This window comes from Actinacidiphila sp. DG2A-62 (assembly GCF_035825295.1).
In the GTDB taxonomy this organism is placed as follows: domain Bacteria; phylum Actinomycetota; class Actinomycetes; order Streptomycetales; family Streptomycetaceae; genus Actinacidiphila.
This window is the reverse complement of the sequence record NZ_JAYMGI010000002.1, coordinates 4,081,192-4,105,332: the sequence shown is the minus strand read 5'-3', so window position 1 is coordinate 4,105,332 and position 24,141 is coordinate 4,081,192. Positions and strand designations below refer to the sequence as shown.

At 71.9% G+C, this 24,141-nt stretch carries 20 protein-coding genes and 3 pseudogenes; 9 read left to right on the top strand and 14 right to left on the bottom strand.

The genetic code is table 11. The features are described 5' to 3' along the window. Window positions 1-2 precede the first annotated feature (2 nt). Together VSR01_RS18380 and VSR01_RS18375 are read right to left on the bottom strand one after the other, a co-directional pair. Window positions 3-458, bottom strand: a complete 456-nt coding sequence (locus VSR01_RS18380) for a hypothetical protein (protein ID WP_326450297.1) — start codon at window positions 456-458, stop codon at window positions 3-5. A gap of 25 nt (window positions 459-483) precedes the next feature. After that, a complete protein-coding gene (locus VSR01_RS18375) occupies window positions 484-4,938 on the bottom strand; it encodes an RHS repeat-associated core domain-containing protein (protein WP_326450296.1) in 4,455 nt (1,484 codons plus the stop codon). Window positions 4,939-5,213: 275 nt separating this feature from the next. Here VSR01_RS18375 and VSR01_RS18370 point away from each other — a divergent pair, with 275 nt between their 5' ends. After that, a complete protein-coding gene (locus VSR01_RS18370) occupies window positions 5,214-5,717 on the top strand; it encodes an RICIN domain-containing protein (protein ID WP_326450295.1) in 504 nt (167 codons plus the stop codon). Between the two features lie 133 nt (window positions 5,718-5,850). Here VSR01_RS18370 and VSR01_RS18365 read toward each other — a convergent pair whose 3' ends face one another. Further along, window positions 5,851-6,933, bottom strand: coding sequence for an SMP-30/gluconolactonase/LRE family protein (locus VSR01_RS18365; protein ID WP_326450294.1), 1,083 nt, complete (start codon window positions 6,931-6,933; stop codon window positions 5,851-5,853). A 166-nt stretch (window positions 6,934-7,099) separates the two neighbouring features. Further along, a pseudogene (locus VSR01_RS18360) lies at window positions 7,100-7,956 on the bottom strand (SDR family oxidoreductase). 132 nt (window positions 7,957-8,088) lie between these two features. On the opposite strand from VSR01_RS18360, the gene VSR01_RS18355 reads away from it, so the two are divergent. Continuing rightward, window positions 8,089-8,493 carry a winged helix-turn-helix transcriptional regulator gene (locus VSR01_RS18355; RefSeq protein ID WP_326450293.1) on the top strand — a complete coding sequence of 135 codons (405 nt, stop codon included), beginning with the start codon at window positions 8,089-8,091 and terminating at the stop codon, window positions 8,491-8,493. A gap of 30 nt (window positions 8,494-8,523) precedes the next feature. Here VSR01_RS18355 and VSR01_RS18350 read toward each other — a convergent pair whose 3' ends face one another. Next, window positions 8,524-9,357: a PIG-L family deacetylase gene (locus VSR01_RS18350; protein ID WP_326450292.1), complete on the bottom strand. Its 834-nt coding sequence runs from the start codon at window positions 9,355-9,357 to the stop codon at window positions 8,524-8,526. Between the two features lie 404 nt (window positions 9,358-9,761). Between VSR01_RS18350 and VSR01_RS18345 the strand changes: the two genes are divergently transcribed. From VSR01_RS18345 to VSR01_RS18335, 3 genes are read left to right on the top strand one after another with little or no spacing between them, the layout of a single operon-like run. Continuing rightward, complete coding sequence (locus tag VSR01_RS18345) at window positions 9,762-10,265, top strand: MarR family winged helix-turn-helix transcriptional regulator (protein ID WP_326450291.1); 504 nt, start codon at window positions 9,762-9,764, stop codon at window positions 10,263-10,265. Continuing rightward, window positions 10,262-11,692, top strand: coding sequence for an MFS transporter (locus VSR01_RS18340; protein WP_326450290.1), 1,431 nt, complete (start codon window positions 10,262-10,264; stop codon window positions 11,690-11,692). The genes VSR01_RS18345 and VSR01_RS18340 overlap by 4 nt, the downstream gene beginning before the upstream one ends. Then, window positions 11,689-12,288: a cysteine hydrolase gene (locus tag VSR01_RS18335; RefSeq protein WP_326450289.1), complete on the top strand. Its 600-nt coding sequence runs from the start codon at window positions 11,689-11,691 to the stop codon at window positions 12,286-12,288. Before VSR01_RS18340 ends, VSR01_RS18335 begins: the two co-directional genes overlap by 4 nt. 123 nt (window positions 12,289-12,411) lie before the next feature. Here VSR01_RS18335 and VSR01_RS18330 read toward each other — a convergent pair. From VSR01_RS18330 to VSR01_RS18315, 4 genes and pseudogenes are all read right to left on the bottom strand, one after another. Then, a pseudogene (locus tag VSR01_RS18330) lies at window positions 12,412-12,771 on the bottom strand (PIN domain nuclease); the annotation flags it as partial. 196 nt (window positions 12,772-12,967) lie between these two features. Next, a complete protein-coding gene (locus VSR01_RS18325) occupies window positions 12,968-13,228 on the bottom strand; it encodes a sensor histidine kinase (RefSeq protein ID WP_326450288.1) in 261 nt (86 codons plus the stop codon). Between the two features lie 317 nt (window positions 13,229-13,545). Next, window positions 13,546-14,634: pseudogene (locus VSR01_RS18320) on the bottom strand (HAMP domain-containing protein); the annotation flags it as partial. Between the two features lie 190 nt (window positions 14,635-14,824). Beyond that, on the bottom strand, window positions 14,825-15,616 hold the full coding sequence (locus tag VSR01_RS18315; protein ID WP_326450287.1) for a response regulator transcription factor: 792 nt from the start codon (window positions 15,614-15,616) through the stop codon (window positions 14,825-14,827). Window positions 15,617-15,697: 81 nt separating this feature from the next. Between VSR01_RS18315 and VSR01_RS18310 the strand changes: the two genes are divergently transcribed. The 4 genes from VSR01_RS18310 to VSR01_RS18295 all read left to right on the top strand — a co-directional run bounded on the left by VSR01_RS18310 (window position 15,698) and on the right by VSR01_RS18295 (window position 19,481). Continuing rightward, entirely contained in the window at window positions 15,698-16,273 is a 576-nt protein-coding gene (locus VSR01_RS18310; RefSeq protein ID WP_326450286.1) for a hypothetical protein, read from the top strand. Between the two features lie 82 nt (window positions 16,274-16,355). After that, window positions 16,356-17,528 (top strand): hypothetical protein, encoded by a 1,173-nt coding sequence (locus VSR01_RS18305; protein ID WP_326450285.1) that lies wholly within the window; start codon window positions 16,356-16,358, stop codon window positions 17,526-17,528. Then, entirely contained in the window at window positions 17,525-18,250 is a 726-nt protein-coding gene (locus VSR01_RS18300; RefSeq protein WP_326450284.1) for an ABC transporter ATP-binding protein, read from the top strand. Before VSR01_RS18305 ends, VSR01_RS18300 begins: the two co-directional genes overlap by 4 nt. Beyond that, complete coding sequence (locus VSR01_RS18295) at window positions 18,216-19,481, top strand: ABC transporter permease (protein ID WP_442785485.1); 1,266 nt, start codon at window positions 18,216-18,218, stop codon at window positions 19,479-19,481. Before VSR01_RS18300 ends, VSR01_RS18295 begins: the two co-directional genes overlap by 35 nt. 799 nt (window positions 19,482-20,280) lie before the next feature. Here the strand turns inward: VSR01_RS18295 and VSR01_RS18290 are convergent. The 5 genes from VSR01_RS18290 to VSR01_RS18270 all read right to left on the bottom strand — a co-directional run bounded on the left by VSR01_RS18290 (window position 20,281) and on the right by VSR01_RS18270 (window position 24,137). Further along, window positions 20,281-20,406 carry a hypothetical protein gene (locus VSR01_RS18290; RefSeq protein WP_326450283.1) on the bottom strand — a complete coding sequence of 42 codons (126 nt, stop codon included), beginning with the start codon at window positions 20,404-20,406 and terminating at the stop codon, window positions 20,281-20,283. Between the two features lie 111 nt (window positions 20,407-20,517). Beyond that, the gene (locus VSR01_RS18285) at window positions 20,518-20,715 is read right to left on the bottom strand and encodes a hypothetical protein (RefSeq protein WP_326450282.1); all 198 of its coding nucleotides are present in this window, start codon (window positions 20,713-20,715) and stop codon (window positions 20,518-20,520) included. A gap of 102 nt (window positions 20,716-20,817) precedes the next feature. Beyond that, window positions 20,818-22,287 (bottom strand): oxygenase MpaB family protein, encoded by a 1,470-nt coding sequence (locus VSR01_RS18280; RefSeq protein ID WP_326450281.1) that lies wholly within the window; start codon window positions 22,285-22,287, stop codon window positions 20,818-20,820. Further along, entirely contained in the window at window positions 22,284-23,003 is a 720-nt protein-coding gene (uppS, locus tag VSR01_RS18275; protein ID WP_326453702.1) for a polyprenyl diphosphate synthase, read from the bottom strand. The genes VSR01_RS18280 and uppS overlap by 4 nt, the downstream gene beginning before the upstream one ends. Window positions 23,004-23,471: 468 nt before the next feature. Next, on the bottom strand, window positions 23,472-24,137 hold the full coding sequence (locus tag VSR01_RS18270; protein WP_326450280.1) for a hypothetical protein: 666 nt from the start codon (window positions 24,135-24,137) through the stop codon (window positions 23,472-23,474). Window positions 24,138-24,141: the final 4 nt, after the last annotated feature.

The following is a 24,141-nucleotide window of genomic DNA, read 5'->3' as shown; positions in this document are numbered from 1 at the left end:
CGTCAGCCTCGCTCGGCGCCGAAAGCCGCGGTGAATTCCGCCAGGGAGCCCATGAGATCCTGGGCGCCGGCGTCGTCCGGCGGCAGGGACGGGAGCGCGCCGGCGGTGAAGTCGGTTGCGGCGGCCGCGAGGTCGGCGGCCGCTTCGGCCGCGGGGGAGCAGTCGATGAGCGGACCTCCGGCGCCACCGGACCGCGTGACCAAGGTGCCGTCCTTCGCCAATCGGAAGTGCAGCGTGAAGGAGGAGTCGACTGCCCCGAAGGAGTACGTCCCACGACCGCGCTCCAGCAACTGCCTCAGTCCGTCCAGCAGTTGCGACAGCGACAGGTAGATCATCATGCTCTGGTCCGGCCGCCGGCCGCAGGAGCTGGCCGTGCCGTCGGTGCCGCGCAGGGTCATGTGCCCGAGGTCGAACCCGGACGGCGGCGGCGCGTCCGCGACGCTGAATTCGAAGTCCAAGCCCAGCTCCTCACCGCTGACCGTGTCACGTGTAGCTCTTCCCCACCGGGAAGAACGTGACGATACGGTTGCCGTCGGTCGAGTCCACGGACACGCGGTACGTCGCGGTGAATCCGTTGACCGTCATCTTCTTCTCGAAAGTCTGCATGATCTTGGCTGGGTTCGGGGTGATGCGGCGCCCCTTGCGAACCGCCTTGCTCGCGGCCTTGAGCACCTGCTCGCGTGTGGTCCCCGGAGGCATCAGGTCACCCGGCCCCGAGGGGTGGTCGCCCGTGATGTGCCGAGCGTCGATGTGCTTCCACCCCTGCTTGAGGTCGCCCTCCTCCAGACGCGGAACCGTGCGGCACAGGGCCAGGCCGAAGGGGTCGATCCACGCGCAGGGATTGGGCACGTAGGCGTGCGGATTGGGACCGCCGTCGAGACCCAGGGGGTCGGGGCTGAGGAACCGTCCGACCTCGGGATCGTAGTACCGGAAGTAGTTGTAGTGGAGTCCCGACTCCTCGTCCCAGTACTGGCCGGGGAACCGCAACCGGCAGGTGACGGATGTCGGCGCCGACGTGGCGGGGCCCGTCGGTCCTCCCCACAGATCGGTGCGCGACCGCCAGGCGGACACACCGTCCTCCGACACCAGCTCCGTCGGCGCCCCGACCAGGTCGGTGACGACGGCGAAGAACCGTTCGTTCACCGTCTCCTGAGACAATCCCTCGCCCGGTGCCCTCGTGGTCTGCGCGACGGGCAGCCCGCTGTCGGCGGCCCACTCGTACGTCGTCGTGGCGCCCCGGCCCGTGTGGTGCTCCTCGGCCAGGACAGTGCCGTCCCAGGCGAAGCGGACGGCCTCGACCACCGAACCGTCGGAGTCGAGCCGCTCCTTGGCGATCCTGCGATCGAAGGCGTCGTAACGGTAGTGCCATCGCTCACCGACGGGGTTCGTCACGCTGGTGAGCCGTCCGTCCGTCCAGCCGTACTCCCAGACCCGCGAGCCTCCGGACAACAGCCGCACCTCGCGACGGATCACCCGTCCCGAGGCGTCGCGCGAGAACCGCGTGCGGCCCGCCCTGCGCAGCAGACCTCTCTGGTACTCGCGGACCCCGGCCGCGGGTCGGTCGGCGTCCCCCGCACAGCGGGTGATGTCTCCCGCCGCGTCGTAGGCGTATTCCTCCGACCAGTCCCGTGCCCGCACGGCCGTCACCCGGCCCATGACGTCGAGAGAGAAGCGGCGCTCCCCGTCGCGGCTGTCGGTCAGGCCGGTCAGGAGGTCGTCGCTCCGGTAGTCGAAGGCAGCGGAGTGAACCAGGCCCCCAGGCGCGGAAATCCGCTGGCCGGTCAGTCGCCGCCGGTCGTCCCAGGTCTGAGCGAGCACCACGTGGCCGAAACGGCGTTCGGTCTCCTGTCCCAGCCCGTCGTGGGCGAAGGAGATCGTGTGATCGCCGCTCGCCAGCGCGGTGGGCCGGTCTTCGGCGTCGTACGTCCAGCGGCTGACCACCCCGGCGGGCGTCCGCCGCTCGATCTTGCGCCCCAGCAGATCGTACGTGCTCCGCACGGTACGGCCGTCGACCGTCTCCGCGACCACGTGACCCATCAGGTCGTACGCGAACTCGACCGAGGTGGTGCCGTCCGTGGCCGAGCGCACTCGGTGCGAGGCGTCGTACGTGAAGGTCTCGCTGAGGCCGGAACCCCGTGTGGTGGCAGTGACGTTGCCCGACAGGTCCCTGACGTGGCGGGTCACCCGGCCTTCCGCGTCGACGCGTTCGACGAGCCGGTTCGCGGCGTCGTAACCGTACGCCAGCGTGCGGCCGTCGAAGTCGGTCTCCTCGATCAGCCGCCCCGCGGCATCGTAGGTGTAGGTCCACCGCTGCCCCAGGCCGTTGACGACCGCGGTCAGGCGCAGTTCGGTGTCATGGGTGAACTCCAGCCGCGATCCGTCCGCCGCGAGGCGGGCGGTCGGCAGGTCGAAGTGCGTCACCTGGTGCTCGGTGCGCGCGCCGGTCGGATCCGTGTGCGCTGTCAGGTTGCCCTCGGCGTCGTACTCCCACCGCTCTTCGGCACCGTCCGGCGTGCGGCGCCACTCCATCTGCCCGGCCGCCGTCCAGCCGAAACGCTCGGTGGCTCCCAGGGGGTCGGTGATCGCGACCGGCCTGCCGAACGCGTCGTAGGCATACCGCGTCCGGGCGCCCGTCGCGTCCGTGACCACGACGGGAAGCCCTGCGGGGTCGGTGTCGATGCGCCGCACTCCGCCGAGGGCGTCGACGATCGAGCGCAGGTGGCCGCGCTCGTCGTAGGCGTAGCGGGTCTCGGCGCCCATCGGGTCCCGCGACCACAGGACGCCACCGTGGTCGTCATAGCCGAACTCCCAGACCGCCCCGCCGGATTCGACGACGCGCGTCGGATGACGTCCCGAGCCGTACTCGGCGACGGTCGCGGAACCGTCAGGACCGGTGAGCCGCAGGAGGCGGCCCTGGCCGTCCCACACCCGGTGGGTGGTGGCACCGAGCGGATCGGTACTGCTCAGTGGGCGGTCGTACCGGTCCCACGCGAACTCGGTGGCATGGCCGAGCGGGTCGACTTCGCGGACCACCTGCAGCAGTTCGTTGTAGTGGAACACGGTGACGGCGCCCAGCGAGTCCCGGTGGGACGTCCGCCTGCGCTCCGTGTCGTAGGTGAACGTGGCGGTGAGGAAGCCGCCGTCGCCGTCGGTGGCGACGCAGCGTCCCTCCTCGTCGTAGACGTAGCGGTACGACGACCCGTTGCGGTCCTGCCAACTGGTGATCCGCCCGTGATCGTCATAGGCCAGACGCGCGGCACGTCCCAGGGCATCCTCGACGGCGGCGAGGTTGCCCCGGTCGTCGTAGCCGTAGCCGGCCAGCAGCGGCTGCTCGGGATGGCTGAGCAGTCGAAGTCCGGTGACGCGGCGGGGCATCGCCTGCGTGGCCTCCACGCCGACGCGGTAGCCGCCGTCGTGGCGGATCTCCACTGGGTGTCCGTCAGCGCCGTACTCGAAGGTGATCCGGTTGCCGTGCGGATCGGTGACGACATCCAGTACGAGGAGGGTCGGTGGACCGTCGACGAGTGCTCGGAACACCAGAGTCGCACCGGTGTCCGACCTGGCGACGCTCATGCGTCCACCCGGTCGCCCGTCCCACGTGAGCGGCCATCGAGGTCCCTCCGCCGGGAGCGTCGGCGCGCCCGGTGCGGGCACCGGGTAGTACAAGACCGTCCCGTCCTCGGTGATGAACCGGACCCCCTGCTCGTCGACCAGCAGCCGCTGGTCCAGGGTCGAGGCCCAGGACGGGCCGAACAACCGGCCCTGCCGGTAGCTCGACACGTGGTGCCGTTCCAGAACGAGGGGCAGGACGCCGGGCAGTTCCACATCCACGGCTGACATCACCATGTCGCCGCTCACCACATCGACGGGGTCGCTCTTGCACCGGCGTTCGGCCATGCGCCGTGCGGCGGCGCGAATCTCAGCGCCACCCTTGCGCAGCGAGTTGGCCAGGCCCTCGAGCGTGCGTGCCTCTTTGAGCACCGTGGGGAGTTCGCGGGCCATCTTCAGCAGGCCGCCGGCGGTGGTCAGGCCCTTGAACATGGGGATGCAGTCCAGCGCGGCGAACAGCACGTCCCACAAACTGGCCTTGCCTTGGAGGTATTTCATGACGGTGTCGGCGAGGACGATGACGGCTGCGGCCAGGACGAGCCAGGCGAGCGGGCCGCCGATGATCATGACGACGATGCCGAGGACGGCGACGATGACTTTGCAGGCGGCGACGATGTCGTCCCAGTGGTCGGCGACCCAGTCGACGGCTTTTTCCCACCAGTGTTTGTTGTGGATGCCGGCGTCGGAGGCTTCGTGGAGGGCGTGTTCGGCGGTGGAGGCGGCGCGGTCGCGGATGCCGGCGGCCTGGGCGGCGAGTTCTTTGGCGGCGTCGAGGCGTGCTTGGGCGTCGTGGACGGCGGTGCTGGCGGTGGTGTGCGCGTTGTGGGCGGCGGTGGCGTTGCGGGCGGCGTCGCGGACGTCCTGTTCGGAGGGCGGGGGGACGCCGGGCTTGGGGTCGTCCTGGTACTGCTTGGACTTGTCCTGGGCGCGTTTGACCCAGGCGTCGGCGTTGTTCAGCTGGGAGGTGGCGGTGTCCAGGTCGGCGCGGGCCTGGCGGCCCTGGGCCAGGGCCCGGTCGGCGTCGGCCTGCGCGGTCTCCAACTGCGGCCAGTAGTTGTCGAGGGCGCCGGAGGCGAGGCGGTAGGAGCGTTCCAGCTTGTCGAGTTCGCCGGGCAGGTCGCCGAATTGTTCGCGGTAGGCGTCGCCGGACAGTCCGGCCCAGGACTGGATGACGGTGTCCCCGCCCAGGCCGCGTACCGACCGCAGGGCGGTGGCCACGTCGTCGGCGAACGCCCCCAGCTTGCGGGCGAGTTCCTTGACCTCGTACGGATCACCGGGCACCGGATCACGGTCAAGGTCCAGCACGTGCCAGTCCGTGGGCCTGCCCATGACCGCCGCCTCCCCCGAGTCGCTCCCAGCCGGTCACCCCACATCCTCACAGACCACGCCGACCGCGGAAAGGCCGTCCGGGGCGCCGACGTCACCGCGCGTTCACGGCCGCATCCCCACCTGACGCCACGCCAATTCCTGGCGTGATTGTGCGGCATATGACCTGGGGTCCGGATGGCATCCTCGGTAGGCCGCACCTCACCAGATCCCTTCGCCGGGAGGGACAGACGTGTCCCGGCCGATGCGGATCTGCTCATCGCGAAGGGATTCAGCTCGTGGCCAACGTTCTGCGCAAGCTCCTCGTGCCCGCGCTTCTCGCACTGACGTCCTTCTTCGTGCCGTCGACCGCCGTCGCGGCCACCGCGCCCGCCGTCGCGGCCACCGCGCCCGCCGTCGTGGTCCCGCACTCGGGCAACCTGTGCCTGAACTCGACGTATCCGCCGCTGTACATGGTCAACGTGAACGGGTGCAACGGCTCCTCCGGCCAGCACTGGACCGTCAGCGGAGGGGTGATCTACCTGACCCAGAGGTCCAATCTGTGCCTGACCTCCGACTACCCGAACAGCTACATCGTCTCCACGTCCAGCTGCAACCCCGCGTCCGACCGGCAGCAGTGGACCGTCAGCGGCGAGACGATCTACGAGACCCAGCACCCGAACGTCTGCCTGACCTCCGACTACTCGCGGAGCTACATCGTCGACGTGAGCGGGTGCAACTCCGCCTCGAACCAGCAGCACTGGACCGTGCAGGGTGAGCAGATCAGCATGACGTTCGTGTGACGACCCGCGTTCGCGTGACGACACGCGTTCGTGCGACCCCCGCGCTCGGGTGACCCCCTGAGCTCCAGCGCGGGCCCCGGCATCCGTCGCCGCCGGGGCCCGCGCCGCGCGCGTCGGACCTCCCGGCCGGGCCTCAGCGCAGCGGCAGGCTCTCGACCGTGAACACCGGACTGGTCAGCGGATCGCCGTAGAGATACGTGTCCATCTGGGAGTTGGTCACCAGCAGCCGGCCCCGGCTCACGGCGACTCCGGTGGTGGCGTCCGCGCCCGGGAAGGTGCGTTCGGAGACGACGGCGGCCCGGGTGCTCCCGGCGGACAGCCGCAGTTCGGTGACCTCGTTGTTCACCGACCGCGCGACGTAGAGGGTGTTCCCCCGACGCACGATGCCGTCGGCGCTGGGCAGCGGCGGTGCGTCGATCCTGCGGACCGCGCCGGTGGCGAGATCGAGCCGGTAGAGGGCGCCGCTGTACCAGTAGCCGATGATCAGCGACCTGCCGTCGGGAGCGGTGACGATGCCGTTGCCGTTGGACTGGCCGGCCACGTAGTCCGGCAGGCGGTAGGCCACCCGCAGGGTCCGGTGGGCGCCGGTGGCGGGCCCGGCCACCTCGGCGGCCGGGATCCGGTAGACCACGGCGCGGAAGGAGTCGGTGATGTAGACGTCCCCGTCGGGGGCCACGGCCGCGTCGTTGACGAGGGTCTGCTCACCGGTGTCGGGAACGGCGTAGGCGGCGACGAGCTTGCCCGCGGTGCTGTAGACGAAGAAGCGCCCGGTGAACGCGCCGGCGACCAGCAGGCGGTTGCCGGCGATCTTGATGCCGGTGGCCTGGGTGCGGCCGTCCTGGCCGGCCGGCAGGAAGGGTTCGAGCGTGGCCGCGCCGGGGCGCCCCCGGTAGACGGCGCCGTCGCCGATGCTGCCCGCGTAGACGAAGCGGCCGTCGGCCGCCACGCTCTCGGGGAACGCGTCGCTGCCGTCGAGGGTGATCGCCCGGTCGTCGCCCTTTCCGGCGTGGGGAGCGTGAGCGGGGGCGGGGCTGCCGGCCGCGGGCGCGGCAGGGGCGGCGGTCGGGGCGGTCGCGGCGGTGGCGGCGGTCGCGGGAAGCGCGAGCGCGGCCAGGGCCGCGGAGGCGGTGGCGGTGACGAGCGCGCGCCGCCACACGGCGCGGGTGGATGTCGTACGCGAGGACGCGGTGTGCGGGGGAACGGTACGGGAGGACACGGTCGGCGCCTTTCCGGATGAGGGTACGGACAGGGACGGTCGGGGAACGGCGAGGCGGTGAGCGCCTCGTGCCGATGGGGACGGCATCAGACGAAAGAACACGAAAACGGACGGGAGTAGACGGGAGCGGACGGGAGCAGACGGGGAGCCGACGGGGAGCCGACGGTCAGCGCAGCGCGGCGGCGATCGCGTCGGACAGGGTGGTGGCCGGCCTGCCGATCAGACGGCTGAGGTCGCCGGAGTCGGTGTACAGCTCGCCGCGGCGCATGCCGAGGTCGGCGTCGGCGAGGATGTGCGCCAGCTCGGCGGGCAGGCCGGCCCGATCAGCGCCTCGGTGAGCCGGTCCGCGGGCAGATCGGTGGAGGCGATCGGCTCCCCGGTGGCCGCCGAGACCGCCTCGGCCAGCTCGGCCAGGGTGAACGCCTCGTCCGCGCCCAGCTCGTACACCGCGCCGGCGTGGCCCTCCGTGGTCAGCACGACCGCGGCGGCTTCCGCGTAGTCGGCCCGCGACGCGGCGCTGATCCGGCCCTCGCCCGCGGCTCCGACCACCGCCGCGTGCCGGCGGAACAGGGGCAGTTGCGCGGTGTAGTTCTCCACGTACCAGCTGTTGCGCAACAGAACGCTGGGGACCTGGCGCTCGCGCAGGTACTCCTCGGTGACGCGGTGGGTACGGGCCAGGATGGTGGTCGCCGTGTCGGCCCGCGTCATGCTCGTGTACGCCACCAGCGACACGCCCGCCGCCACTGCCGCGTCGACGGCCCGGCGGTGGTTGGCCGACCGCTCGTCCACGGTGGTGGTGGACACCAGCAGCAGCCGGTCCGCCCCTTCGAACGCCGCCGCGAGGCTGTCCGGCTCGGCGAAGTCCGCCCGGCGCACCACGACGCCGCGGTCCCCGAGGTCTTCGATGCGTGCGGTGTCCCGTCCGGTCGCGACGATGTCGGCGGCCGGGACTCCGCGCCGCAGCAGCGCCTCGACGGTGAGCCGGCCCAGCTGGCCGGTGGCTCCGGTGACGACGATGGACATGGGTTCGCCCCTTCCTGCCGCGAACTCTCCTCGCGGCGTGACGAAACCCAGGTTGACCTGCTTGCTCTCCATCGGTAAGTAGCCACTTGCTGGTAAGGTGGCCACCTGCGGGAAAGTATCGAGGTGAGTGGAATGGCGACTGCCCAGGATGTGACCGAGCCCATGGCGACATGGGACCCGTACACGCGCGGCTGCCCCTCGCGCGACCTGCTCGACCAGATCGGCAGCAAGTGGGCGGTGCTCGTGCTGGGCGAACTCGGCAAGCACGGAGCCTGCCGGTTCACCCAGCTGCGGCAGCGGCTGGCCGGGGTGAGCGAGAAGATGCTCACCCAGACGCTGCGCACGCTCGAACGCGACGGACTGGTCCGGCGGACGGTGTACCCCGAGGTGCCGCCGCACGTCGAGTACGACCTGACTCCCCTCGGCCAGACCCTGCGGGGACCGCTGCGCGTGCTCACCGAGTGGTCGGTGGAGCACGTCGGCGAAGTCCTCGCCGCGCGCGAGGAGTACGACCTACGCGCCGAAGGCGCCGCCTGAGCCCCGCGTGCCGGCGGTGGGGCGGGCGGATCAGCGCAGGCCGGCGAAGAGGTCGTTCTCGGGCACGGCCGCACCCGTGGTGTCGCGGACCCGGACGAAGGTCTCGACGCCCATCAGCTCGCCGAACCTCTCCTTGCCCATCTTGAGGAAGAAGATGTTCTCGCCCTGACTCGCGTGCGCGGCCAGCGCGTCGAACTTCTGGCCGCTGAAGGCGGTGGCGTCCACCCATGTGGTGATCTCGTCGTCGGGAAGCCCGATCTCGGCCATCGCGGCGGCCTCGGCGGAGTCCGGTTCCGGCATCTCCGCGCCGAACTCGCGCATCACCTCGCCGAACCGCCGCATCATCGAGCGGGGCGCCGTGGTCCAGTACACCTTCGGCGTCAGCTCGATCAGCTCCAGCGCCGCCATCGTGACGCGGTGGGCCTGGATGTGGTCGGGGTGGCCGTAGAAGCCGTTCTCGTCGTACGTGACGACCACATCGGGGCGGTAGTGGCGCATGAGCGCCGCGAGCCGGGCGGCGGCCTCCTCGACCGGGGTCCGCCAGAAGGCCCCGGGTGCGTCGTTGGTCGGCCAGCCCATCATCCCCGAGTCGGCGTACCCCAGCATCTCCAGGTCGCTGATCCGGAGCACCGCGCGGCTCGCCTCCAGCTCCTGACGGCGCATCAGGGCGACCGCCGCCGCGTCGTGCCCCGGATCGCCCGGCTTGACGCCCTCCGGTCCGTCACCGCAACCGCCGTCGGTACACGTCACCAGAACCGTGCGGACGCCCTCCGCCGCGTACCGCGCGAGAACCCCGCCGGTTCCGGTGGCCTCGTCGTCGGGGTGGGCGTGCACCGCCATGAGCGTCAGGGGCCGGTCGGTCATGGAGTCCTCCTGGAAGGCGGGAGACGTACGTCGTCATCCGAAGTGTGCCTGACGTACCGCGGCGCCGGTGTCCGGCCCGGCGCGGGACCGCCGGGTCAAGGGGGGAGGCTGTGCGGGACCGGGGTGGCGATGCCTTCGACGGGTGGGGTCGCCCGTGGGCTGACCGGTGAGTTCGACGAGGGCGATCTGCTGCCGCTGCGCAGGACCGCGCCGCCGCCGGCGGCGGCGCCGTGGCCGCTGTAGGGGGTAGTAACGGGCGGTGCCGCCGTCGGCGGTGAGGGTCTGGGCCGCGCCGTAGTGCCAGTGGCCGGCCTCGTCCCTGGCAGTTTCGGCTCGCCATTTCGACAAGAAACTTAACCAAGTATCTTTGCCAAGTTACTTGTCGAAGAACTACGATGGCTTCCATGGACGGCGAAGTGGACTGGTCGAAGGACACGGCACTGAGACTGGAGCGCGGGGTGCAGCGGCTGCGCAACCGGCTGCGGTCCGAGTCCGGTATGTACGGGGCCGGGCTCACGCTGACCCAGGTGTCGGTCCTGGCCAATGTGCTGGAGCACGGCCCGGTGACCGCGGCGCGGCTCGCCGAGCTGCAGCACGTCACTCCGCAGGCCATCGCGCAGAGCCTGACCGCGCTCAAGGCCGCGGACCTGGTGGTCTCCGAGTCCGATCCCGGCGACCGGCGCAAGATCCTCATCAGCGCCGCGCCGTCGGCCAGGGAGCTGTACGCGTCGTGGGTGGGCCGCCGGATGGCCTTCCTGGTCCGCGCGATGGAGCAGATCCCGGAGCACGAGCGCGAGGACACGGAACGAGCGGTGCGACTGCTGGAACGCCTGGCCGACGCGGGGGCCGACGCGCGGGCTGACACGCATCCCGACGCAGGACCCGACGCCACGGGCGATGGCATATGACGACCGCCCACCCGCTCGCCGTGGGCGGGGCCCCCGGCAAGAAGCCCTTTCCCCGCCGGTTCACGTCTCCGCTCTACGTGGGGTCCAGCCTCAACCCGGTCAACAGCTCCCTGATGGCGACCGCGCTGGTGCCCATCGCCACCGGGCTGCACGTCTCGGTGGGCAGCACGTCGGTGCTGGTGTCCTCGTTGTATCTGGCCAGCGCGGTCGCCCAGCCGACGGCCGGGAAACTGGCCGAGGTCCTCGGACCGCGCCGGGTCTTCCTGACCGGCATCCTGGTGGTCCTGGCCGGCGGACTGGTGGGCGGCTCCGGCCGCAATCTGGCCACGCTGACCGTGGCCCGGGTGCTCATCGGCATCGGTACGTCGGCCGGGTTCCCGTCCGCGATGGTCCTCATCCGCCGCCGCGCGACGGCCGCCGGGATGAAGGAGCCGCCCGGCCGGGTGCTCGGCGGCCTGGCCATCGCCGGCATGGCCACCACCGCCGTCGGCCCACCGCTGGGCGGCCTGCTGGTCGGCGCGGCCGGATGGCGCTGGGCGTTCCTGATCAACGTTCCGGTCACCGCCGCGGCCCTGGCCATGGCCCTGCTGTGGATCCCCGCCGACCCGCGCGGGGTCGGACACGGAGGCCCGCGCCGGCTGGCGGGCCGCATCGACCTCACCGGACTCCTCGGATTCGCCGCGTCGATGACGGCACTGGTCGTCCTGCTGGCGGGCCTGCCCCGCCTGGACGTCTCCGCGCTCGTGGTGTTCGTCGTCGTCGGGCCGCCCACCTGGTGGTGGGAACTGCGCGCCCGCACCCCCTTCCTGGACCTGCGCCAGCTCCTCGGCAACGGCGCTCTCACCCGCACCTATCTGCGCCAGGCGCTGACCCTGCTGGGCGCCTACACCGTCATGTACGGCATGACGCAGTGGATCGAGGAGGCGCGCGGCCTGTCCGCACCGGCCGCCGGACTGCTGCTCGTACCGATGGGCGCGCTCTCCGCGCTGCTGTCCGGACCGCTCTCCAGCCGCAACATCCTGCGCGGTTCGCTGGTCGCGGCCGCCGTGAGCATGCTGGTCGGCGCGCTCGGCATCCTGGTGCTCGGCTCCGGCAGCTCCGTGATCCTGATCCTGGCGGTGTCCCTGGTCTTCGGCGTCACCATCGCCACCACCACGGTCGGCAACCAGACCGCCCTCTACCTCTACGCCTCCCCCACGAGCATCGGCAGCGCGTCCGGGTTGTTCAGGACCTTCGGCTACCTGGGCACCATCGCCTCGGCCGTGATCAGCAGCATCGTCTTCCGCGACGGTGTCAGCGACGAGGGCCTGCACACCCTGGGCGCCGTCCTGGTCGCCGCCGGAGCCGCCGTCCTGCTGCTGACGGTCTGCGACCGCCGGCTGATGACACACCGCATGAACCACATCACCGAGGAGACAAACACGTGAGCACCACCGTTTCCGTCCCCGCCGTCGACCCGGCGCGTACCGCCCTGCTGGCCATGGACTTCCAGAGCGCCATCACCTCCCCGCTGTCCCAGGCGGACGAGCTGATCGCGCGCGTCGGCACGGCCATAGACGACCTGCGCGAGGCCGGCTGCACCATCGGCTATGTACGCGTCGGCTTCACCGAGGAGGACTGGCAGGCCATCCCCGAGACCAACAAGACGTTCGCCGCCGCGGCGGAGGGGAAGGCCATGCACCACGAGGACCCCGCGACGGCCGTCGACCCGCGGATCGCCCCCCGGGACGGCGACATCGAGGTGCGCAAGACCCGTTTCGGCGGGATGTCCACCACCGATCTCGACGAGCAGCTCCGCGCCCGCGGCATCGACACCCTCGTCCTCACCGGCGTCAGCACCAGCGGCGTCGTGCTCTCCACTCTGATCGACGCCGCAGACCGCGACTACCGCGTCTACGTCCTGTCCGACGGCGTCGCCGACTACGACCCCGAGGCGCACCACACCCTGATCACCCGCGTCTTCCCGTCCCGCGCCCACGTGATCACCACGGCCGAGCTGCGCGACCTCGTACGCAACGGCTGATCCGTCCCCGCCGCGAGCGGCATCCCCGCACAGAGCACCGCCGCCCCGCCCGCCCGGGCGGAAAGGCGGCCCGAACACAGATGGAATGAGATCAGAGCTAAGACCAGCGTTCCTGTTCTCCGGGTCGGGGCCGTACCACTGGAGGGGCTGCCCGGTGACGGCGGCGATGCCGTCGACATCCCGGTCACGGTGCAGGAGGGTCAGCCCCTGAAGTTCCGCGGTCGCGGCCACGACCAGGTCCACCGGGCCCGCGCTCCGGTGCTGCCCTGTGCGGGTCAGCAGCTGCTGGACCCGCCACGCGCGATCGTAGGCCCGGTCGTCCAGCGGCACCCAGCCGAAGAGCAGCCGCATGTCCTCGATGCCGCGGGCCCGGTTTTCGGCGGAACGCGCGCTAGAGAAGAACTCCAGCTCGGTCACCGGGCAGGTCGCGATGAGTCCCGCCGCGGCTGCCCGGTCCCAGCCGTACTGTTCGGCGTCTCCCCGCGGCCGACCACAGCCGGGCGAGCGGGAGGGCGCGCCGCCGGTTCCGGGAGCCTGAAGGAGACGCGGCCGGCAGAAAGGGCCGGAGTGGGCCGTACCTAGCGTGCGGTCCGGCAGGACCTGGCTCTGCACCGATCGATCAACGAAGCGCGAATCCGCCCTCCCACGTCGGCGGCTCCTGTCCCGCCGTGCCAACGCCTCATGTCTCCGACCCCCGCAGGCCCGCCGGGACCGCGTCGGCGGGGAGCCGGACGGTGAAGACAGTGCCCCGGGCCGGGGTGCTGGCGACGGTCAGCGTGCCGCCGTGCGCCTCGGTGAGCTTGCGTGCGATGGCCAGACCCAGGCCGCTGCCCCCGGTGCTGCGGCTGCGCGACTTCTCCGCGCGCCAGAAGCGGTCGAAAACGTACGGCAGGTCCTCCGGCGCGATGCCGGAGCCGCTGTCGGCGACGTCGATGACCACGCCGGCCCCTCCCGCCGCGCACGCAGCGCGATGGTGTCCCCGGCGCGGGTGTGCCGGACCGCGTTGGACACCAGGTTGCCGAGGATCTGGCGCAGCCGCAACGGGTCCGCCGACAGCTCCGGCTCCTCCCCGTCCGCAGCCGCGGAAACCGTGACGGAGACGGTCACGCCCGCGCGTTCGGCGGCGGTGCGGTGGATGACGGCGACGTGGTCGAGGATGTCGCGGGCGCGCAGGGTCTCCGGATGCAGGCGCAGCGTCCCGGCGTCGGCCGCCGCGAGGTCCTGCAGGTCGTCAATGATGTGCTGGAGCAGCAGTGTCTCCTCCAGCAGCGACGCCGTCAGCCGTGCGTCGACCGGGATCACGCCGTCCTGGCCCGCCTCCAGCGTGCTGCGCATGGTGCTCAGCGGCGTGCGCAACTCGTGGGCGATGTCGCCGACCATGATCTGGCGCTGCTGCTCGACACGGGCCCGGTGCGCGGCCATCTCGTTGAAAGCGTGGGTGAGGCGGCCGATCTCGTCGCGCCCGCGTGGCGTCACAGGCGTGTCCGTGCCGTCGCGGACGGCGCGGGTCAGGGCTCGCAGCGGGCCGGTCAGGCGGGTGCCGTTGAGGACGGTGACGGCCACCGCGAGCAGCAGGACGGTGGCGGTCACGCCGAGGACGCGCAGCCCGTTGGAGCGGGACAGGTCGAACCCGGCGAGCGTGGGCCCGGGCTCCTCGCCGACGTACAGCAGCGTGGCGGGGGCGACGTAAGGAGCGAGTTGCTCACGCCGCGCCGCCTCCACGCAGTCGCGGCCCGCGGGGGTGGATGCGGCGGTGGAGGCCGTGGTGGGCAGGAAGTCCAGTCCGACGTGGAAGGCCGCCAGGTGTCGGCGGGCCAGGCACGAGCCGAGCAGCGCGTCGAGCGCGGCAAGGGCCCGGCTCTCCCCGGCGGTGGGCGTGTCCAGCGCGGAGACCCCGCAGTTCTCGGCGACCTTCGCGGCGTAGCTGTCGGTCCCGTCGATCCGGTTCCGCAGCCCTGGGCTCTCGGCGAGGGCGATCCGGGGCCGGCCGGCCGGGTTGAGCGTCCGGGTGTACGCGACGTGACCGGCAGTCAGGCACCGGGCGGCGGACTCGGCCAGCGCGGACAGCCGTCGCCGGTCGGAGGGCGCGAGCCGGTACGGGCCCAGGGCGTCCGGGTCGATCGCCCCGGCACCGGTCGCGGTCAGCGCAGGGTCCGTGTGCAGCGGGTCGATGACCGCGAACGCCCGGTCCGCGTGCCGCGCGGGGCCGGGTGGCCAGGCGGTCACGGTCCGGTGGGCGGCGTCCTGGGCGACCAGGGTGATGTGCAGTCCGGTGCCGCGCGCCAGGTCGCGTACCACCGGGCCGGCGTCGTCCCAGTTCGGGTGCGTGGCCGCGTAGGACGTCATCGCGCGGTAGATCGCGGTGTCGTCCCGCAGCACCTGCCCCTGCTGCTGCCGTACGGCGCTCGTGGTGCTCCTGACGGCGAGCCAGGCGGTCGCTGCGACGGCGCACACGACGATGAGCAGCGAGGAGGCGACCAGACGAAAGAGCAGGCCGTGGTGCGGCCGGAACGGGCGCGACCCGTCCGCCGGCCGGTCAGCGGGCATCGCGGCCGGATCCGCCGCCGCGGTCCGGCCGCGCCCCGGGCGGTGCGGCCCCGGCTGCCCGTACGCGGTGCGCGGCCGGCTGGTCGCTGAGCTTGTAGCCCACCTTGTAGACGGTGACCAGGTGGACGGGCCGGCGCGGGTCCGGCTCGATCTTCTTGCGCAGGTTGAGCACGTGGACGTCGACGGTCCGCTCGGTGATGTAGGCGGCGGAGCCGTGGCCGGCGGCAAGGAGCCGTCGGCGGCTGAAGACCTGCCCTGGAGCGGCCGCCAGGGTCGCCAGCAGCTCGAACTCGCCCGCCGTGCACGGTATCTCGCACCCGTCGACCGTCACGGTGTGCCGCGGGAGGTCGACGGTGACGGCGCCGCACCGCAGCACGCCCGGGCCGTCGGGCAGCGCCGGCCCCGCCGCGGCCTCCCGCGCCCGGCGCCTGAGCAGGTTGCGGATCCGGGCCATCAGCTCCCGTGGGCTGTACGGCTTGGTCATGTACTCGTCCGCGCCCAGGTCGAAGGCCAGCAGCAGGTCGTCCTCGGTGGTGCGCGCGGTGAGCATGAGCACCGGCAGGTCGGACTCCCGGCGCAGCACGCGGCACACGTCGAGGCCGTCGACGGCGGGCATCATCACGTCGAGGACCACCAGGTCCGGCTCGCGGCGGCGGATCTCCCGCAGCGCGGCGCGCCCGTCGTGGACCACGCTGGCGGTGTGGCCCTCGCGGCGCAGGTAGTGGCCGATGATTTCGGCCTGCTTGATGTCGTCTTCGGCGACCAGGACATGCGCGCACATACTCCGGACAGTAACTCCGGCGAACACGATGCTGACAGCGCCCTGACCAGACCTTCATATCCGGCGGCCAGGCTGGACGTCATGTCCCTTTCCCTACCCCGCCGTCACGCCCGCCGGGCCGCGCCGCTGTGCGCCGGGGCCGCCGCACTGGCCCTGTTGACCGCCTGCTCGGGCGGCGGCTCCGGCGCGCGCGTCGCCTCCGCGCCACCGGCCTCCGCCGGCGCCTCTTCGGCGGCGACGAGCGGCAGCAGCAGCGCCACCGCCGACTCCGGCCGCCCACAACTGCGCCTGGACACCTCCGACGAGGAGAAGACCCGGTTGAACAACATCTGGTCGGCGTGCATGCACGAGCACGGCGTGTCCTACCAGCCCGTGGTCAAGGACGGCTTCCGCGTCCCCGACGACAACGACCCCGACTTCGCCGCGGCGAAGGCGGCGTGTCTGTCCAAGTCGCCACTGCCACCGCCGGAGTTGAGCCCGACCACCAACCCCCATTACATGGACGACTTCCGGGCGGAGATCGCCTGCATGCACGCGCACGGCATCAACGTCGAGCCGATGCCCGACAGCAGCGGCTACACCTTCCCCGACGGATGGGCGCCGCCGAACGAATTGGAGCTGGAGCGCGCCTGCCAGTTGGAGGCGTTCGGTGGCTAGGGCGCACCGGAGGAGGGAGGCCCCGCCCGCACCGGGGGAGGAGACCGGCGCGCTGCCCCGTAACCGTACGCGCAGGCGTGCGGTGGCCGCGACGGCGGCGCTGTTGGTCTGCGGGACGGCGGCGGTCCTGGCGCTGTGGCCCCGCGGCGCCGACGCCCCCGCCGCGGCGCCGGTGGGGACCGCGCACCTGGCCACCGTCGCCAGGGACGATCTGAGCACCTCCGTCTCGGTGGACGGCACGCTCGGCTACGGCACCCCCCGGACCCTGCACGGTGGCGCTACCGGCCGCGTCACCTGGGTCCCCGTACAGGGGGCCACGATCACTCGCGGCCACCAGCTCTACCGGATCGACGATCGGCCCACGGTGCTCTTCTACGGCTCCACCCCCCTCTACCGGCCCCTCGACAGGGTCGGGACCGTCGGGCCGGACGTACGGGTCGTCGCCGACAACCTGAAGGCTCTCGGGTACGACATCGGCGCCCAGCCCGCCGTCGGCTCGTACGTCACCCCTGCGCCGCCGCCGACGTCCGCGGCGGCCACCGGGTCCGCGGAGTCTGCCGCGCCCGGCGCGGCCTCGGCGGACGCGGCTGCACGGGACTCCGCCTCCGCCGCGCCGCAGAAGGTCAGGCGCGGCGACGCGGTCCTCACCACAAGTCTTCGGGCCGCCATCAGCCGCTGGCAGCACGCGCAGCAACTGCCGGCGACCGGTGTCCTCGACATCCCGGACATCGTGGTGAGCACCGGCGCGGTGCGGGTGGCCGAACTCAAGGCGCAGGTCGGCGACGACGGCGCCGCGGACCTGATGACGGTCACCGGTACGGGCAAGGTGGTGACCGTTGCGCTGTCGGCCGACCAGTTCACCTCCCTGCACCGCGGCGACCATGTGAAGGTGACACTGCCCGACGGCACCACCGCGCCGGGCCGGGTCGTCAGCGTCGGCACCGCGGTGACGGATTCCGACACCGGCGGTGCCGAGGACACCGCTCCCACCCGCACCGTCATCGTCACCCTCGACCGTACGGACGCCGCGGACGGTGTGGACACCGCTCCCGTGCACGTGCTGTTCACCGGCACCACGAAGAAGGACGTCCTGGTCGTCCCGGTGGGCGCGCTCGTGGCGCTCAGCGGCGGCGGATACGCGGTCCAACGACCGGACGGGAGCTTCGTTCGGGTCGCGACCGGGCTGTTCGCGCAGGGCCTGGTCGAGATCACCGGCCCCGTCGCGGCGGGGCAGCGGGTGGTGACCAGCTCGTGAGCACCGAAGCCACGCCGCCCGTGCTCGCCGTACGGCACGTCGGCAAGTCGTACGGCCCGGTCACCGCGCTGGACGACGTCTCGCTGACGATCGGCCGGGGCGAGTTCGTGGCCATCCTCGGGCCGTCGGGGTCCGGGAAGTCCACGCTGCTCCACATCATGGGCGCGCTGGACCGCCCCACCCGCGGCACGGTCGAACTCGGTGGCCACGCCGTCGCCGGCCTCGACGACCGCCGGCTTTCCGCCCTGCGTGGCCGGTGGCTCGGCTTCGTCTTTCAGCACTTCCACCTCACCGAGGGGCTGACCGCTGCGGAGAACGTCGCGATGGGCCTGCTGTACGCGGGGGTACCGCGGCGGCGGCGCGCCCCACTGGCGCGCGAGGCGCTGGCTCGCGTCGGGCTCGCCCGGCGGGCCGAGCACGTGCCAGGCAAGCTGTCGGGCGGGGAGAAGCAACGAGTGGCGATCGCCCGTGCGCTGGTCCACGATCCGGCGCTGGTCCTGGCCGACGAGCCCACCGGTGCCCTCGACACCGCCAACGGGCAGGCCGTGCTCGACCTGCTGACCGAACTCAACGGCCAGGGCACCACGATCGCCCTGATCACCCACGACCTCGGCGTCGCCCGGCAGTTGCCTCGGCGACTGGACATCCTCGACGGAAAGCTCGTCGCCGACACTTCTTGGACCTCCCTTGACGACCCCCGCCACCCCTCCTTCCGCGCCTGACCCGCAGCCGGACGTGGAGCCGCTTCCGCGCGCCAGCCTGCGTCCGGCCCGCCTCGCCTTCCCCGACGTCCTCGCCCTCGGTCTGATCGGCGTCCGCACCCGCAAAGCACGCACTGCCCTGTCGGCCCTGGGGATTTCGCTGGGCGTGGCGACGATGATCGTGGTGACGGCGATCCCCGCGTCCAGCCAGCAGGCGCTGCTCGCGCAGCTGTCCGCGATGGGCACCGACACGCTCAAGGTGCAGCCGCCGCCCGACCAGAAACCGCCGGTCCTGCTGCCCGCCGACGCCGACGCCATGGCGGCACGCATCGGCCCGGTCACCGGCGTCAGCGCCGTCGCCAACACCCACGCCGAGGTGCACCGCTCGGACCGCTCCGACCCGGCGGACTATGCGGGCCTGAGCGTGCTGGCCAGCAGGGACAACCTGCTGCCCCTCCTCGACGCGCACGTCGCGTCGGGCCGCTTCCTCGACCGTAGTACCGACCGCTTCCCCACCGCCGTGCTGGGCTCGGTCGCGGCGACGCGGCTGGGCTTCACCCGCCTGGCGCCGGGCGGGCCCGCGCCACAGATCTACGTCGGCCATCGGTGGTTCTCCGTCATCGGCGTGCTGGCTCCCACCCCGCTGTCCCCCGACATCGACCGGTCGGTTCTGGTGGGTTGGGAGCCAGCCAGGACAGAGCTGGGCTTCGACGGGCGTCCGACGGTCCTGTACGTCAAGGCCGAGGAGGACCAGATCGAGGCCGTCGCCGACGTGCTGCCGGCGACGGTCTACCCGGAATTGCCCGGCGTCGTCACCGTCAGCCGTCCCTCGGACGCGCTCACCGCCAAGCGGAAGACCAAGAACACCTTTTCCGCACTCTTCCTGGGGCTCGCAGCGGTGGCGCTGCTGGTCGGCGGGGTGGGCATCGCCAACACCATGGTCATCTCGGTCCTCGAGCGCCGCCGGGAGATCGGCCTGCGCCGGGCTCTGGGCGCCAGCCGCGGCCAGGTCCGGCTGCAGTTCCTCACTGAGTCCGTGGTGCTGTCGGCGCTCGGCGGCCTCGCGGGCACAGCGACCGGCCTGCTGGCCACCCTCGCCTACACCGCCGCCCACGGCTGGCCGGTCGCCCTTCCGCTGGGGGTCCTGGCGGGCGGCCTGCTGTCCACGCTCGCCATCGGCGCCCTCGCCGGCCTCTACCCAGCGGTGCGCGCCTCCCGGCTCTCCCCGACCGAGGCGCTCGCCACCGGCTGACGGCCGCCCCGGTCCTGGCCGGGGAGGACTGCGCGCCCCCGGAGCGCCGGCTGACGGGCCGGTGCCCGCACGCTCCAGGTCTTCGGAGAAAGGAGCTGCCGTTCTTCGGACGTGGACAGACCCGATGTCCGGACGCCGTGAGTTCTTCCAAGGACGCGGTGAGCTCTTCCTCACGGGAGGAGAGCGTCCGGCTGAGGCCCCACCACTACTCGCCCGAGCGGGAGGCGCGGAACCACGACAGTTCACGGACCTTCACACCGCCGGGCTTGAGCCTTCCGGGGGCTTGGCAGCGCGCACCGACAAGACCGACGCCGCAAGCGAGGTGAACGCCGTGAGCACTCAAGCAGTTCGCGCGTATCCGCAGGTGCCTGCACCGCCGCCTCGACAGTGTGCTTCGCATCGCTGTGGAGATCCACCAGGGCCGCGAGCCGCTGCTGCTTGCTGTCGGGTGGCTGACGCCCAAAGGGACCGGCATGGTGTGCAGCCGCACAAGCCGGGTCAAAGCCAGGGCACCGACTCCCGACGCTCAAGCGATCCGACAGCCCCCAGCGACCTCGGCCCCGGAGGCGACACCGCGTCAGACGTGCCGCGGCGCGGAGAATACGAGAGCCGAACTCGTGACGGGGCGCCGCCAACACGCTTGCCAACGGGTCACGGGGGCATCCGTGGGCGGGCGAAGGTGTCCTGACCAGCGAAGGGCGTTCGGCCGGCCGGATCGCGGACGAGGCTGAACGGAGCGAACGAGACCAGAAGTGATACCGGCGCGGGACCAGGCTGCCTCGTCCCGGTGGTGGGGAACTCAGCGGCGCGTGGAGAAGGTGACGATGGGGCCGTCCTCCGTGGTCAGGACGTCGACGTCGAAGCGGCGGCCGGGGTAGCGGTCGGCGAGGGCGGCCCGCCAGGTGCGGGCGATGACCCCGGCCACGTCGTTCAGGGCCGCGTCGTCGGAGGGCGTCTCGTCCGACGGAACGACCTGCCAGAGTTTGAGCTGGTTGAGAGTGCGTTCGATGTCGGTGGGGCGGTCAGGCAGCCGGTCCTACCAAGATCGGATGTTGTCAGGATCGTAGACGCGCGACCAGGGCACGCAGTCGTTCACCTCGATGAAGCGGGGCCACACGACGTGGCTCATGGCCAGCCAGTGGGACTGCGGCGCGTGGTGGGCCAGGAAGTCCACCGCGTCGACTCCCAACTTCCCGGCCCAGTCCTCGATTTCCGGGTATTCCATGGGGTCCACGCGTCGCACTCCTCTTCCGAGGACATGCCGCCGCCACCTGAGCCACAAATCCAGGCGTGGTCACGAAGCGTGCAGCCGCGGCAGCCAACATGCACGCGGTCGTCAGGCGTCGCCGAGAAGGGGGTCGTACGCGGTGTTCCTGCGGCGGCCGGACATGAAGGAGAGGAAGTCGCCCACGAAGGCGCTGCGGCCGTAGGCGCCGTCGGCGGTGGCGAGGTCGCGGTGGAAGGCGGTGCGGAAGAGCGCCCGGTGTTCGTCCGCGGTGATGGTCCCGCTGCCGTCCTTGTCGGTGACGTCGAAGAGCACCTCGGCGACGCGGATGAGCGCGGGACCCGCGAGCGAGGGGACGGCGGCGGCGTACTCGTCGGCGCTGACACGGCCGTCGCCGTCCGTGTCGAGGGCGGTCTGGAGCTCGCGCCACCAGGCGGCGAAGGCGTCGTAGAGCCGGGTCTCCTCGGGTTCGTCCAGGTCGAGGCGGGTGGCCAGTTCGCGTGCCATGGCCGCGAGGTCAGGCCAGTCGAGGTGGCCGTCTCCGGTCTGGTCCAGCACCTGGCGGAAGAAGTCCTCCGCCGAGCGCCCGCCCTCTCCCGTGGCCGCCGAGGCAGCCGGCGCCGGGTCGGCGCCCGGGTCAGCGCTCAGCGGTGTGAGGAGGCGGAACAGGGCCGATGCCCGCTTCATGCGGGCGCGCAGCGCAGTGGCGGTCCGGGCGCGGGGGTCGTCGCTGTCGGGCTTGAGGGAGAGGGTCTGGATGATGGTCTCGGCATTGATCCAGCCCTCGGGCAGGAAGCGGGTGAGCCCGGCGGCGAGGTAGGCGCCCTGCATGAGGGTCGGGGCGCCGGGCATCACGGGCAGGCCGGACTTGCGCCGGTAGGACTCGGGGAGCGAGGCGACGGTGATCGCGCCGAGGAGCGGCCCGACCACGGCCCGGCCGGCCGCCCACAGCGTCGGTGCGCCGTCGAGCCGTGCCGGGGCGGGCAGGTGGTCGAAGAGCCGGTAGAGGATGATGCGGGCTGCCTCGGTGTTCTCCAGTTCGTCCTCGACGACCCTGTCGAAGTACCGCCAGAAGTCGTTCAGATCCTCGGGGAGTTCCCCGGCGTCGCCGTCGAGCGCGGCGAGGAAGGAGCGGTACTCGGCGTACATGCGCTCCATGGTGTCCTGGTCGAGCGGCTGACCGCTCAGCCGGCACATGGTGACGGCGCTCTCGTAGAGGGTGGCGACCACCCAGGCGCGGGTCGCACGGTCCATGGCGTCGTAGGCGCGGCCGCGGGAGTCGGAGCCGCTCATGCGGGCGTGCAGCCTGTTGAGCCGGGCGGCCTCTCGTTCCCGTACCGCCGGGTCGGCGTCGAACATGCGCCGCATGCTGAGGAAGGTGTTGCGCAGCCGACGCCAGGGGTGGGCGACGAAGGTGGAGTTGTCGGCGAGGGCGGCGCCGATCTGCGGGTGGGCGGCCTCCAGCACGGTGGCGCGGATCAGGGCCAGCGCCCAGCGCGGGTCGTCGAAGAAGGCGCGGAACTGCGATTCCGGGCCGAACAGGGGTGCCTGGTCGGCCGTTCCCGTGGTTCCAGTCGTCATGACGGGTCTCCGTTCGTCTGGGGCGGCACGCCGCCGAAGCGGCGGTCACGGTGCCGGTAGGTGTGCAGGCAGGTGAGGAAGTCAGGGGCCCGGAAGTCCGGCCAGAGCACGTCGGGGAAGACCCACTCGGCGTAGGCGACCTGCCAGAGCATGAAGTTGGAGATGCGCTGTTCGCCGGAGGTGCGGATGACGAGGTCGACGTCGGGGGTGTCGGGGAACGGCAGGTGGTCCGCGAAGAGTCGCTCGGTCACCTCGTCGGCGGGTACCCCGCTGAGGATCAGCGACCTGGCGGCCTCGACGATGTCGCGGCGTCCGCCGTGGTCGAAGGCGACGGTGAGCGTCATCCCCTGGTTGTCTGCGGTCAGCGTCGTCAGATCGTCGAAGTCCTGGGCCAGTGCACGGGGGATCCGCGGGTCCGCGGCCCCGAGGAAGCGGCAGCGGATGCCGCGGGCGAGCAGCAGCGGCGCGTGCTTGCGCACGACCCGGCGGACCAGGCGCATCAGGTAGTCGACCTCGGTGCCGGGACGGTTCCAGTTCTCGGTGGAGAAGGCGTACAGGCTGAGCCACTCGACTCCGGCCGCCCGGGCCGCCTCGATGACGTCGATGACGGCGGTTTCGGCAGCTCGATGGCCCGCCGTTCGTGGCAGCGAACGCTGCTGCGCCCAACGGCCGTTGCCGTCCATCACGCACGCCACGTGCCGCGGCACCGCACGCAGCGACCCGTCGTCCCGCCCTTGACCGTCGCCGTACTGTCGCCCACCCGGCCCGTCCCCCGTCGCCGGGCGTGCGCGATGGACGCCGTGATCCGTCACACCCAGCCCCCTCGCCCCCATACGCACGCCCCACCGGAGCGTTCCTGTCCAGGAGTCTGACGGCACGGAAGGGTCCTGACCGGCCGAACGGGGGACCGTCACCCTTGGCTCATATGCCCTATTTCCTTCGGCACCGGCAGCTCTCTCCGGCGGCGGCATGCCCGACGAGGCGCTGGCGAGCTGGAACGAAGAGGGCCCCGACTGCTGAGTGGTCGGGGCCCTCGGCTGCCCTGGTGGGCCGGTGTGGAAAGAATGAGACCGGAACGCGTTGCGCCGTCCGCGACGGGACGCACGGATCAGTCCACGTCGTCTCCGTGGGAAGGCATCCCGGTCCAGGCCGGTCCAGGCCGGTCCAGGCCGGGCCAGGTCGGGTCAGGTCGGATCGGACCGGTCGCCGTCCGCTTCGGCATGACCACCGGGACCTGCTTCACCGGTGTCGCCCTCGTGCCACCGCACAGGGGGGCCCGTCATCTCGTCCTCGTCGAACCCCAGATCGTCCTCGATACCGAGCTCGACGGCGGCCTCCCACCGGACCTGGCTCGGGTGGTCGTCGTCTTCCGCAATGGCGCGCAGCGCCTGCTCGGCCTCGGCGCCGCCGATCGTCCCCAACGCCTGCAGGGCCTTCAGACTCAGTGCGTAGGCCTGCCCGTCGGTGGGCATGCGGGCGGTCATCAAGCGCACGATCGCCGGTACCGCCTCGGGGTCCCGCTCATGATCGGCGACCTCGCCGAGGATCTCCACCAAGTCTTCGTAGTTGGTGGGCGCCGTGCCGTCGGCGACGATCGGAGCCAGGACAGCGGCCAGACCCTCGGGCCGCGTGTGCGCCGCCAGGTTGGCGAGCTTCTCGACCGTCCGCCAGTCGCCGGACGCGGCCGCGGACCGCAGCCACTCCACGATCCGGTCCCGCGCCTCGGGCGCCGCGGCGACAATCGCTTGAGCCCGTTCTGCGCTGATGTATCCGGTACCCACCAGTTCCTTGACCCGGTGCGCCGCAATGCCGTCGGCGTCGTCCGCCGGGGACGAGGTGAATTCTCCCATGGCC